Source organism: Microbacterium phyllosphaerae (assembly GCF_017876435.1).
Classification (GTDB): Bacteria; Actinomycetota; Actinomycetes; order Actinomycetales; family Microbacteriaceae; genus Microbacterium; species Microbacterium phyllosphaerae.
Genome location: NZ_JAGIOA010000001.1, coordinates 3,391,206 through 3,405,287, shown reverse-complemented (window position 1 = coordinate 3,405,287; position 14,082 = coordinate 3,391,206). Strand labels below are relative to the sequence as shown.

The window sequence follows — 14,082 nt, the reverse complement described above, 5'->3', positions numbered from 1 at the left end:
CACGTTACGCGGCATTACACTTGATCAGGTGTGTGCACGTCTCGACGTGCGCGCTGGGCGTCGGCTCCATGGCCGGTCCGCCCCCACGGCATACCCACCACCACAAAAGCTCGTCGGTTCCGGCGTGCCGGTGGGTCATGATGTGAAACCCATCACGCTGTCACCGTGCAGCATTATGAGGAGAGAACGTGCCAACCATTCAGCAGTTGGTTCGCAAGGGTCGCTCGCCCAAGGTCACGAAGACCAAGGCGCCCGCACTCAAGTCGAACCCGCAGCAGGCCGGGGTCTGCACCCGCGTCTACACCACCACCCCGAAGAAGCCGAACTCGGCGATGCGCAAGGTCGCTCGTGTGAAGCTCCGCAACGGCTCCGAGGTCACCGCGTACATCCCGGGTGAGGGTCACAACCTTCAGGAGCACTCGCTCGTGCTCGTCCGTGGTGGTCGTGTCAAGGACCTCCCCGGTGTTCGTTACAAGATCGTCCGTGGCGCCCTGGACACCCAGGCCGTCAAGAACCGTAAGCAGGCTCGCAGCCGCTACGGCGCGAAGAAGGGCTGAGTCCAATGCCTCGTAAGGGTCCCGCCCCCAAGCGTCCCGTCGTCAACGACCCGGTATACGGCGCTCCGATCGTCAGCCAGCTGGTCAACAAGATCCTGGTCGACGGCAAGAAGTCGCTCGCCGAGTCGATCGTCTACAACGCCCTCAAGGGCGTCGAGGCGAAGAACGGTCAGGATGCCGTCGCCACTCTGAAGAAGGCGCTCGACAACGTGCGCCCGACTCTCGAGGTCAAGAGCCGCCGCGTCGGTGGCTCGACCTACCAGGTTCCGGTCGAGGTCAAGCCTCACCGCGCGAACACCCTCGCGCTGCGCTGGCTCGTCAGCTACGCCAAGGGTCGTCGTGAGAAGACGATGACCGAGCGTCTCCAGAACGAGATCCTCGACGCGTCGAACGGTCTCGGTGCAGCGGTCAAGCGCCGCGAGGACACGCACAAGATGGCCGAGTCGAACCGCGCGTTCGCTCACTACCGCTGGTAACAGCTTCGCCCGCCCCCGATCACACATCGGGGGCGGGCACCCCCCTCTTCGCAGTACGACTGCACGAAAGATAAGGACACTCCTGTGGCACAAGACGTGCTCACCGACCTGAACAAGGTTCGGAACATCGGCATCATGGCTCACATCGATGCTGGCAAGACCACCACGACCGAGCGCATCCTGTTCTACACGGGCGTCAACCACAAGCTCGGCGAGACCCACGACGGTGCATCGACCACCGACTGGATGGAGCAGGAGAAGGAGCGCGGCATCACGATCACGTCTGCCGCCGTGACCTGCTACTGGAACAAGAACCAGATCAACATCATCGACACCCCCGGTCACGTGGACTTCACGGTCGAGGTGGAGCGCTCGCTCCGCGTCCTCGACGGTGCCGTCGCCGTGTTCGACGGCAAGGAGGGCGTCGAGCCCCAGTCCGAGACCGTGTGGCGTCAGGCTGACAAGTACAACGTCCCCCGCATCTGCTTCGTCAACAAGATGGACAAGCTCGGCGCGGACTTCTACTTCACCGTCGACACCATCATCAACCGCCTCGGTGCCAAGCCGCTGGTCATCCAGCTGCCCATCGGTGCGGAGAACGACTTCATCGGCGTCATCGACCTCGTCGAGATGCGTGCGCTCGTCTGGGCCGGTGACTCCAAGGGTGACGTCACCATGGGCGCCTCCTACGAGATCCAGGAGATCCCGGCCGACCTCAAGGAGAAGGCCGACGAGTACCGTCAGCAGCTCCTCGAGACCGTCGCCGAGACCGACGACGCCCTGCTCGAGAAGTTCTTCGGTGGCGAAGAGCTGACCGTCGCCGAGATCAAGGGCGCGATCCGCAAGCTCACCGTGGCTTCCGAGATCTACCCGGTCCTCTGCGGTTCGGCGTTCAAGAACCGTGGCGTCCAGCCGATGCTCGACGCGGTCGTCGACTACCTGCCGAACCCGCTCGACGTGGGCTCGATCCAGGCGCACGACCCCAAGGACTACGACACGATCATCGAGCGTCACCCCGACGCGAAGGACCCGTTCGCCGCTCTCGCGTTCAAGGTCGCGGTGCACCCGTTCTTCGGTCGCCTCACCTACGTGCGCGTCTACTCGGGCCAGCTCGACTCCGGTGCCCAGGTCGTCAACTCGACCAAGGGCAAGAAGGAGCGCATCGGCAAGATCTTCCAGATGCACGCCAACAAGGAGATCCCGGTCCCCTCGGTCACCGCGGGCAACATCTACGCGGTCATCGGTCTGAAGGACACCACCACCGGTGACACCCTGACCGACCCGGCCTCGCCGGTCGTCCTCGAGTCGATGACGTTCCCCGAGCCCGTCATCGAGGTCGCGATCGAGCCGAAGACCAAGGCCGACCAGGAGAAGCTGGGTGTCGCCATCCAGAAGCTCGCTGAGGAGGACCCGACCTTCCGCACGGAGCTCAACCCCGAGACCGGTCAGACGACCATCAAGGGCATGGGCGAGCTGCACCTCGACATCCTCGTCGACCGCATGAAGCGCGAGTTCAACGTCGAGGCGAACGTCGGAAAGCCCCAGGTGGCGTACCGCGAGACGATCCGCAAGGGCGTCGAGAAGTACGACTACACGCACAAGAAGCAGACGGGTGGATCGGGTCAGTTCGCGAAGATCCAGTTCAACATCGAGCCGCTCGACCTCGACGACGAGAAGACGTACGAGTTCGTCAACGCCGTCACCGGTGGTCGCATCCCGCGTGAGTACATCGGCTCGATCGACGCCGGTTTCCAGGACGCGATGAACGTCGGCGTCCTCGCCGGCTACCCGATCGTCGGCGTCAAGGCGACGATCGTCGATGGTGCTGCTCACGACGTCGACTCCTCGGAGATGGCGTTCAAGATCGCAGGATCGATGGGTATGAAGGAAGCCCTTCGTCGGGCGAGCCCGGCACTCCTCGAGCCGCTCATGGCGGTCGAGGTGCGTACTCCCGAGGAGTACATGGGCGACGTCATCGGTGACCTGAACTCGCGTCGCGGTCAGATCCAGTCGATGGAGGACGCCGCAGGCGTCAAGGTCGTCCGTGCACATGTCCCGCTGTCCGAGATGTTCGGATACATCGGTGACCTGCGCTCGAAGACCTCGGGTCGCGCCGTCTACTCGATGGAGTTCAACAGCTACGCTGAGGTTCCCCGCGCTGTGGCCGACGAGATCGTCCAGAAGCACCAGGGCGGCGAGTAACAACTTCCTGGGAGCCGGGTTCCGGCCCGGCTCCCAGGTCTCCTACAACTTCACATTCCCTCTCTACTAAACTGAGAACCTAACCCGTAGAGATCCGGTCGCAATCCAGTGCCCGGTGACCTCTACACGACGTCCTGAGGAGGACCAAGTGGCTAAGGCCAAGTTCGAGCGGACCAAGCCGCACGTCAACATCGGAACGATCGGTCACGTCGACCACGGCAAGACCACGCTCTCCGCAGCGATCTCGAAGGTGCTTGCTGACAAGTACCCCTCCGACACGAACGTGCAGCGCGACTTCGCTTCCATCGACTCGGCGCCGGAAGAGCGCCAGCGTGGAATCACCATCAACATCTCGCACATCGAGTACGAGACCCCGAAGCGCCACTACGCGCACGTTGACGCTCCCGGCCACGCCGACTACGTCAAGAACATGATCACCGGTGCGGCTCAGATGGACGGCGCGATCCTCGTGGTCGCCGCCACCGACGGCCCCATGGCTCAGACGCGTGAGCACGTTCTGCTCGCCAAGCAGGTCGGCGTTCCGTACCTGCTCGTCGCGCTGAACAAGGCCGACATGGTCGACGACGAGGAGATCCTGGAGCTCGTCGAGCTCGAGGTCTCCGAGCTGCTCGCCTCGCAGGGCTTCGCCGAGGACGCTCCTGTCGTCCGCGTCTCCGCTCTGAAGGCACTCGAGGGTGACGAGAAGTGGACCCAGTCCATCCTCGACCTCATGGAGGCCGTCGACAACAACGTTCCCGACCCCGTGCGCGACAAGGACAAGCCGTTCCTGATGCCCGTCGAGGACGTCTTCACGATCACCGGTCGTGGAACCGTCGTCACCGGCCGCGCCGAGCGTGGCACGCTGGCCATCAACTCCGAGGTCGAGATCGTCGGACTCCGTCCGACCGTCAAGACCACGGTCACGGGTATCGAGATGTTCCACAAGCAGCTCGACGAGGCATGGGCCGGCGAGAACTGCGGTCTCCTGCTCCGTGGCACGAAGCGTGAGGACGTCGAGCGCGGTCAGGTCATCGTCAAGCCGGGTTCGGTCACGCCGCACACCGACTTCGCCGGTACCGCGTACATCCTGTCCAAGGATGAGGGTGGGCGTCACAACCCCTTCTACACGAACTACCGCCCGCAGTTCTACTTCCGCACCACCGACGTCACCGGCGTCATCACGCTGCCTGAGGGCACCGAGATGGTCATGCCCGGCGACACCACCGACGTGACGGTCGAGCTGATCCAGCCGATCGCCATGGAGGAGGGCCTCGGCTTCGCCATCCGTGAGGGTGGACGCACCGTCGGCGCCGGTACGGTCACGAAGATCATCAAGTAAGCATCTGCTTCCTGAAAAGGGGTCGGACCTTCGGGTCCGGCCCCTTTTTCGTCCCCTCGACGCGCCGCGCCGGTTTATGTCCTTGAATATAACGCGAAGTGTCATATATCGTTATGACTGCTGCGTTCCGCGCAGCGCGCATGCTCGTGCCCGAGGTCAAGGTCGGTCACACGCCTCTGACGCTCGGCGAGCCTCGCAGCTTCCCTGAGCTCCTTCAGCGGCGCGCCTGCGCATAGGGGAGTGCCTGCACACCGGGGAGTGGCGTGCAGGGTTAAGGGGAATTCAGCATGCGTTCGACCCTGCGTCGAAAGAACATTCAGCGCGCCCGGAGACTGACGGCCATCACCGCCGTCGTCTCGCTCATCGCCGGGGCGCTCGCTCTCGGAGTGACGGCGCAGACCGCATCCGCGGATCCGTGGGCACCCACGGTCTCGGCGCAGAACGTCGATCCGGTGTCGGCCGGCAAGGACTTCGTGCTGGCGGGCGAGAACGTCGGATTCGACATCGACGTCACCAACAGCGGCGGGGGAGCGCAGTTCAACCTGAGCCTGATCGCAGCGGTCCCCGCAACCGTCACGCTCGTCTCGGGCGGGACGTTCGGCACGCCGACGGTCTATGCCGAGGGCGATGTGCTCCCGAACCGTTCGCGCACGGCATCCGATGCCTCGTGCGAGTCGCTCGGCCTCGTGAAGGCGCCCGGCCAGTCGCTGCTCTGCGCTGTGCCCGCCGGCCAGCAGGTGTGGGTGTGGTCGAACGTCAACGACCTCCCGCAGGGCGGCACGGTCTCCTCGCGCGTCACCATCGCTCCGAACGGCGACGACTATCCCGTCGGCAGCGAGGTGGGCTTCTCGATCCGCGCGTACACCAGCAACGACCCCACGCGCCTCCCCACGTTCGACGGGTCGCCCAGTGTCTCGCGCACCACCGCGCACACGTCCGGCGCGGGTGTCGCGACCGATGACGTGCCCGTGCAGGCACTGCGCATCGTCAAGACCGAGCCGAGCGCAGAGACCGAGCTCCTGCGCGGCGTGCACCGCAACGTGACGACCTACACGCTCGACGTCGAGAACACGACCAGGGGCGCCACGACGGACGCGACCGTCACCGACTACCTCCCCGCGGGCCTCGAGTACCTCGGTCTCGCCACCGGAGACAACTCCACCGACGTCGAGTACGACGGCTCGGGCCGCGTGGTGGGCGGCGTGACGGCAGGCGAGAGCGTCGACACCGTTCAGTTCACCGCCTCCGAAGCTGCGGCGCTGGGTCTTCCCGGTGCGGGCGTCTACACGAAGATCACCTGGTCGCTCGGCGATCTCGCAGCCGGTGCGAAGGCGCAGATCCGCTACCACGCCGCCGTTCCGCTGTTCGACAACGCGCTGTGGCCCGACGGCACGGCACCCGCACCCGAGGGAGGGGCGCAGGCCGCCAACCTCGACAACAACACGGGGGCATCGACGCGTCACGGCGGCGAGAGCGAACCGACGGACGCGCAGTCCTTCCGCAACGTCGCCGCGATGGCCGGTACCTACCAGGGGCCGGTGCTGAACGACGACGAGGATCTTCGGGCGGCACGAGACGACGATGACGAGATCATCGAAGCCGTCGACGTGCGGGTCCTCAAGAGCGTCGACGACGGAAAGGCCTTCACGACGGGGTCCATCGCCACGTACTCGGTGCAGGTCGACGTCAGCGAATACGTCGATGCACGGGGGATCGTGCTCACCGACGTGATCGCCAACGGGCTGTGCCCGGCGTTCCCCGGTTCGCCCGACGGCGTCGCCCTCATGATCGGCGACCTCGAGGTCTCGCAGCAGATCTGGAACGCGCAGGTGCCCGGAGACGCCTGCAGCTTCCCGACCGAGGCGAACGGTGCGGTGCTCTCGCCCGAGCTGCACCTCGCATCCATCCGCTACACGCCCGCCGACGGCACCTTCACGGTCGTGTTCGCGGTCGACGACCTCGCCGCGGGCGAGTCGTTCACGGCCGAGTACTCCGTGATGCAGCGCCCGAACTACACGGGCGCGGCCGGTGGCACGAGCTCGGGTGACAGCTTCCTCAACCACGTGACGGTGACCGCCCAGACCGAGCCGATCGCGGCGATCGCGAACGACCCCGCGCTGAGCGACCGCGTCGGCGGCACTCGCTTCGTGAAGGACGACTCGTCGGCGGTCATCACGTCGAACTTCACCGACCTCAGCAAGACCGTGCTCGAGCGCGGACAGTCGTTCGCAGGCGCGACCGAGGCCGACTGGGTGACGGCGGCCACGCAGCCGTTCTCGCCGGGTGATGACGTCTGGTATCGCCTGGTCGTGCCGTTCGCCGACGGCATCGACACGCGCAACCCGCTCCTCACCGACTATCTTCCCGAGGGTGTCGAGGTGCGGGAGCTCCTCTACGCCTACCAGGGCATCACCGGCTTCGCCGACGTGACCACCCCTGTCGCCTACGGCACGGGATCCTTCCCGACGGCGTACATCCCGAACACCGCCCCGACCGGCACCTCGCTCACCTGGGAGCTCGGCGCTCGTAACCGCGGCACCAGCACCGACCGGTTCGTCCCGGCCGGCAGCAGCGTGACCGTGTACGTGCGCGGAGAGGTGCAGTCGCAGTCCGCGTCGCCGGACGAGGTCGACAGCCCCGCCAACCAGGCGAAGTACCAGCAGGTGAACGTCGACGGCGTGCTCTCGTTCCTTCGTCGCGAGGCCACGATCGACCTCGACTGGGGCTCGACGCTGACCAAGGGCATCCGCTCGGTGAACGGCGAGGTCGTCGGTGCCGCGTTCGGCTCCCGCGTGCCCACGCGGCAGGTCGTGCAGAACGACGAGGTCGAGTACCGCATCGATGTGAAGGCGCCGCAGAACCCGACCACCGACTACGTCGTGTGGGACGTGCTTCCCGCCGGCGTGAAGAAGGCGGACGTGGCCTCGTTCACCTCCGCGCTCTCCGCCGCGGGTGTCGAGACGGCGATCGACGAGGCGGATGTCGATGTCGCGGCGTTCGACCAGGGCGAGACCCTTCCCGACGGCATCGCGCTGACCGGCGCCTTCGCTGATCGTTCGGTGATCGCGTGGACGGTCCGCGCCTCGGTCGTCGGATCCACTGCGGCGACGGATGCCGCGCCGGCGGTCGTCCGCGGCCTCACGCTCGGCTACACGCTCACCGTCCCGTCGGGCGTCCCTGGCGGCGGCGAGGCCGCGCAGCCGACCCAGAGCTACACCAACTCCGCCGGGATCGTCAGCTACGGCATCGAGAACAGCGGGTCGAAGACCACCACCGTGGTTCCGCAGAGCGACGCGGGCGGCCAGCAGCTGACCACCCGCTCCCCGGGTGACGGCGAGGTGTCGGTATCCGACATCGACACCGTCGGCACCGCCGAGGTGCACCTGCCCGACGTCGCGATCGCGAAGAAGCTCGTCTCGACCGAGGTGGCCCCCACGGCGTCGACCGGTGTGACGGACCTCGGCGACGGATCGCGCAACACGGCCTCGCAGATCGTGCAGGGCGAGCACGCCACGTTCGAGTACTCGGCGACGATCCCGGCGCACACCACCGTCAAGGGTGCTGTGCTGTCCGACGGCGGGGCGCTCGCACTGCAGAACGGCAGCGTGACGTACCAGTACGTCGCCGGCAGTGCGAAGTACTTCGGACCCACGGATGCGCCGCTCACGATCGGCACCGGCACGGGCGACTTCCGCACGGCCGAGACCGCGGGCGCAGCTCACGGTGTGCTGACCTTCCCCGACACGTACACGAACGACACCGCTACGGCGCAGACGTTCCGCGTGCAGATCACGCTCTGGGTCAAGGACAAGGATGCCTCCGCGGCGAACGCCGCAGTCGTGAACGTGCTCCCCGGCGCGATGGCGAACACGGCGAGCCTGAGCTTCCTCGACCCGAACACCGAGGGGGCGTCGCGCCTCACGCGCACGGCCACCGCCGAGGTGCAGTTCGTCGAACCCGCTCCCACGCTGACGAAGAAGGCGTCGTCCGCGACCGTCTCCGCGAACGGCACCGTGACCTACACGCTCACGGCGGCGAATGCGGCGAACAGCCCCGCCCTGTACGACGTCGTGATCCTCGACTGCGTGCCGGCCGAGATCACGCCGAGCGCACTGTCGGCGTCCGCCGGCACCCCTCGCATCCTCGCCGAGACCTGCGCGATCGGAGCCGGCGACGTGATCCAGCGCGGATCCGGCACCGGGACCCTCATCGAGTGGACCATCCCCGCCCTCCGCGGCGACGGCTCCGCGCCCACGCTCACGTATGTCGGCACCGTCGAGGCGCTGGCCGGTGGAGGCTCGCAGTTCACGAACCGCGCGGAGCTGACCGGTCGCACGCTGCCCCTGGCAGTGGGCGCCGACAGTGACACGTCGGACCGCAGCGGCACCTACGCGGCGAAGGCGGATGCCACCGTCCGGATGCCGGATGCCGCGATCGACAAGTCGGTCAGCACGTCGTCTGCGCCGGTCGGCGACACCGTCACCTACACCGTCACCACGACGCTGCCGACGAGCACCAACTTCTACGACGTGACCCTGACCGACACGCTTCCCGAGGGCGTCGAGTTCGTCGCGAGCGGCACGCACACCGAATCCACGCAGTGGGCCGGAGCGCCGGACGCTCCCGCGATCGGACAGCCGACGCTGAACGGCCGGGTGCTGTCGTGGAGCGTCAGCCCTGACGACATCATCGCCTGGGATCAGACCCGCACCATCACGGTGACCTATCAGGCACGCATCACGAAGGCCGTGACCGCGGCCTCGCTCGTGAACAACGCCACGTTCACGTGGAGCCGGGTGAACGGATCCACGTCGGAGCGCACGTCGCAGAGCGACACCGCCACCGTCACGGTGCGCAACCCGAACGTGACGATCGCCAAGGCGGTCAAGACGACCGGTGCGGCCGACAGCACGTACGGCGCGGCATCCGCGGGCGGCGCAGACCAGTCGTTCACCTATCGCGTCCGCGTGTCGAACGCGACCGGTGCAGGCACGTCGCCCGCCTACGGCGTCGTCGTCACCGACACGGTGGGTGCCGGCATCCGCATCGACACCGCTCAGGCGGTCTTCTCCGGAGCGTCGTTCTCGGACGCGGACGCGCTGCGCGCCGGCAAGGGCGGAACGATCACCTGGACCCTCGCCGGTCCGCTGAGCAACATCGCGGGATCGAACACGTACGACCTCGTCTACCAGGGCACGTTCGTGGCGTCCGCATCGCTCGGGACGGGCGCGCTGGGCAACCAGGTCGCCGTCACGCGCTACGAGTCGGCCGCGACCGACGGCTGGGTGTACACGCCCGGAACCGGCACCCGCCCCGGCGGCGCGCCGAACGTCACGACCAACACCACAGGCAGTGCGGCGATCACGCCCCGCTTCCCGCAGGTCGCCCTGAGCAAGCGGGTCACCGCCGGCTCCGAGGCCTTCGTCGGCGAGAGCTTCTCGTGGACACTGCAGGCGGTGAACACCGGAACGGGCGCGGCCCAGACCGTCACGCTCACCGACACGCTTCCGGCGAACTGGCAGTACGACGCGACCGTGACGCCTCGCCTCACGGTGGGCACGCAGGCCGCGGTCGACCTCGGAGCCCCCGTTCTCGGTGTCGCCAACGGTCGTGAGACGGTGACCTGGACGCTCGGATCCTCGACGGGTCAGGCACTCCTGCCCGGCACAGCGACCGGGGCGACGGTCGGTCAGCGCACACTGCTCGTGACCTTCGCGGCCACGCCGCACCCCGGTGCGGTGACGGACGCGGGCGCAGGCCTCTCGATCAACCACCGCAACACGGTGACGGGAGCCGCGACCGACCCGACCGGAGCCACGCGCAACGCGAGCGGCGTCTACGTCGGACCGGATGCCACGGCCGACGCCCACATCGCACGAGCCGACCTCAAGATCGTGAAGGCGGCGATCGGCGGCGACGCGCAGGGGGCGTGGACCGCCGGCGATGCCGCGCGCTCCGGCTACACGCAGCCGCAGTGGCGCATCACCGTCACGAACCAGGGACCGGATGCCGCGAGCGGACCGTTCGTCATCACCGACGAGAGCGTCCTCCCCTCGGGAGTCTCGACGGGCGCGTTCACCGCGCGGTACTACTCGTCCGCGTCCGACACCACCGGTGTCGCGCTCGCGCTGACCGGCACCGGCACCGCATCCGACCCGTTCGTGGTGGGCGACCGGACGCGCACACTCGCCGCCGCAGGCACCGACCGGGTCGTCCTGGTCGCGAACGTGTCGATCCAGGCGCCCGCGACAGGGACCGCCACGAACACGGCATCCGTCACCGGCCGCACGTTCGAGCGTCCTGCGGACATCACGAAGGACAACACCGCCACGGCGTCGAAGCCGATCTCGAGCGCGGCGGACCTCGCCGTCACGAAGTCGGTCAACACGGCGGAGGTCACGGCCGGTCGCTCGCTCACCTGGAGCATCAAGGTGCGGAACAACGGCCCGTCTGTCGCGGTCTCCACCGACTCCGACCGGATCACGGTGACCGACACGATCCCCGCGGGGATCAGCGACGTGCGGGATCCGTCCGCAGGCCTGACGGCCTGGGTCGCCACGGCATCCGACGGATGGCCGGCCGCCGCCGGCGACACGGTCACCTGGACCTTCGTCGGCGCGCAGATGCCGGTCGGGCCCGCGCAGGATCTGTCGCTCACCGGCACGGTCGACTCGTCGTGGACCGCCGGAGAGATCAGCAACACGGCATCCGTCGCTCCCGGCGCGACGACAGACCCCGTCCCGGGCAACAACTCGTCGGAGGTCACGGTCACGCCGGGCGACGACACGACACTCGCGGTCACGAAGACGCGCGTCGTGCGCGACGGAGACGACTGGAAGGACGCCTCCCAGTTCGGGGCGGCACTGCCGGACGTCTCCGCGGGGGAGACCGTCAGCTACCGCGTGGTCGTGACGAACAACGGACCGGCGGATGCCAGGGACGTGCGCATCGTCGACGAGGTGCCGTCGATGCTCACCTACTCCTCGGCGCAGGACGAGAACGGCACCTGGACCCGCACGGCGGGACCGGGCGCGAACGACACCTTCGCGGTGGAGGGCAGCGTTCCGGCGGCGTCGGGGGAGAACACGCGGTCGTTCATCGTGACGTACGCCGTGGATTCGGCGCTGGCTCCCGGCTCCGAGGTGGTGAACTGGGTGCAGGCCGAGGCCGAGAACTCGACGAACACCCCGCGTGACGGCGACACCACCGCGACCGATCGGGTGGCCGACCTGTCGATCGTCAAGCAGGCGATCGATGGCGACGGGGCTCCTGTCGGCGGTGCGGACGCACCCCAGGTGACGGCCGGGACGCAGACGCGCTTCCTGCTGACCGTCACGAACAACGGCCCGAGCATCTCGAGCGCGCCGATCGACATCACCGACCGCCTGCCGGCCGGGATGACGTACGTCTCGTCGAGCATCGACGTCGCCGGTTCCGGTGCTGTCGCGGCCGACGCGACGGTGACGGACGGAGGACGCTCGATCGCATGGTCCGCACTGGCCGAGGGCGAGACCCTCGCATCCGGCGCGACGGTCGTGATCGAGGTGACCGCAGCGGTCGCTGCGGACGTGCACCCGCAGCATCTCGTGAACGTGGCTGACGTGACGGGTCCCGAGGACTTCGATCCGACCAACAACCACGCCGAGGCCGACGTCGAGATCGTGACGCTCGCCGAGCTCTCGATCACGAAGGTCGTCGCCGACGGTCCGTGGATCGCGGGTACCGAGGTGCAGTACACGCTGACGGTGCGCAACGACGGCCCTTCGGTCGCCGACGCGTTCGTCACCGACGTCCTGCCCGACGGGCTCAGCGCGGTCTCGATCGCCGGTGAAGGCTGGACCTGCGACGACGCGAGCGAGAGCTGCCTGCGTGCGGACCACCCGCTGGGTGAGAGCATCATCACCGTCGTCGCGCTCGTCGCCTCCGGTGTTCCGACGGGTACGCAGCTGACGAACACGGCGACGCTGTCGTGGTCGGACAGCCGGTCGGACTCGCCGCACGAGGATTCGGATGACGCGGTGATCGACGTGACGACGGATGCCGATCTCCAGCTCACGAAGACGGCGATCGACACCGAGGGTGCGGAGGTCTCCGCAGCAGTGGCAGGCGAGAGCGTCCGCTACCGCATCGAGGTCGCCGACCTCGGAGACAGCGACGCGGTCGGTCCGATCACGGTCGTCGACCGACTGCCCGAGGGCGTCAGCTTCACCGCTCTCGCGGGTACGTCGACGGACGCCTGGACGGCCGTCGTGGATGACGCGGACCCGCAGACCGTGACCTTCACGCTCCTCTCCGGAGACGCGGGAATCGTCAGTGGCGGCTCGGCGCCCGCGATCGTGTTCGACGTGCTCGTCGACCCGACCGTGGTGCACGGGGCCACCCTCACCAACACCGCCACGGTGTCGTCGGGCACGCCCGACTCGAACTCCGACAACGACACCGACACGGCAGCCGTGACGGTGGATCGCGAGGTCGACCTCGCGATCACCAAGACGCATGATGCGGATGCCGTGCGCATCGGCGACCTGCTGCCGTTCACCCTCGAGGTGCGCAACAGCGGACCGTCCGAGGCGACCGGCATCGTGGTGACCGACGTCGTGCCCGCGGGGCTCGAGGTCACGACGGTCACGGGCGACATGGTGGGAGACGACTGGGCGATCGAGTCGGTCGAGCCCGTCGACGCCGCGGATCCGCTCTCGGGCACCCGCGTGACGGCGCGCTACGCGCTGTCGCTCGCGCCCGGTGAGTCCGCATCCGCGCTCCTCGTGAACACCCGTGTTCTGGTCTCGGCGTACTCCGAGGTCGTCAACGTGGCCGATGTCACGGCCTCGGAGATCACCGACGCGCACCCTGATCGCACGCCGGACGACAACCGCGCGTCCGATGCGGTGAGTGTGCCAGGGCTCGCTGCGCTCGTGGTCACCAAGACGGCTGTCGGCGCCTTCCAGGTCGGCAAGGTCGGCGAGTACGAGATCGTCGTGCGCAACGACGGCCCCACCGCCGATCCCGGTCCCGTCACCGTCACGGATGCCCTGCCCGCGGGGCTCACGTTCGAGAGCTCGCCCGACGAGGGCGTGCAGGTCGACGGCCGTGTCGTGACGTGGACGCTCGCGGACGGTCTCGCGCTCGATGAGGAGGTCACGCTCACTCTGCGCGTGCGAATCGGCGAGCAGGCGTATCCGTCGGTCACCAATGCCGTCGTCGTGGATTCGCCGACGGAGCAGACCGATCAGGCACAGCTCGTCGACGACGCGACGGTCGACGTCAAGGCCGCTGATCCGCTCGCCACGACCGGAGCCGAGGCCGCGTGGGGACTGCTCGTCGTCGCACTGCTGATGCTCCTCTCCGGAGGGCTGTTCCTCGCCTACCGCCGGCGACGGGAAGCCGTCGCCGCCGAGTAGCGCCGACGGGGAAGGGGCGGTCTTCATGACCGCCCCTTTCGCGTCTCTTCCGTCGACGCACGGTTGCGGGCAGAATGTACGTGCGTCGGGGATCCGCCGCATTTGAT

General features: G+C 67.8%; 5 protein-coding genes. All 5 read left to right on the top strand.

The genetic code is table 11. The features are described from left to right. Positions 1-188: 188 nt before the first annotated feature. Positions 189-557, top strand: a complete 369-nt coding sequence (gene rpsL, locus JOF42_RS16175; protein WP_056223944.1) for a 30S ribosomal protein S12 — start codon at positions 189-191, stop codon at positions 555-557. Positions 558-562: 5 nt separating this feature from the next. Next, on the top strand, positions 563-1,033 hold the full coding sequence (gene rpsG / locus JOF42_RS16170) for a 30S ribosomal protein S7 (protein ID WP_042538706.1): 471 nt from the start codon (positions 563-565) through the stop codon (positions 1,031-1,033). A gap of 84 nt (positions 1,034-1,117) precedes the next feature. Then, positions 1,118-3,235, top strand: a complete 2,118-nt coding sequence (gene fusA / locus JOF42_RS16165) for an elongation factor G (protein ID WP_210098742.1) — start codon at positions 1,118-1,120, stop codon at positions 3,233-3,235. Positions 3,236-3,383: 148 nt separating this feature from the next. Continuing rightward, the gene (tuf, locus tag JOF42_RS16160; protein WP_053097508.1) at positions 3,384-4,574 is read left to right on the top strand and encodes an elongation factor Tu; all 1,191 of its coding nucleotides are present in this window, start codon (positions 3,384-3,386) and stop codon (positions 4,572-4,574) included. A gap of 287 nt (positions 4,575-4,861) precedes the next feature. Continuing rightward, positions 4,862-13,975, top strand: coding sequence for an isopeptide-forming domain-containing fimbrial protein (locus JOF42_RS16155; RefSeq protein WP_210098741.1), 9,114 nt, complete (start codon positions 4,862-4,864; stop codon positions 13,973-13,975). The last annotated feature ends 107 nt before the right edge of the window (positions 13,976-14,082 follow it).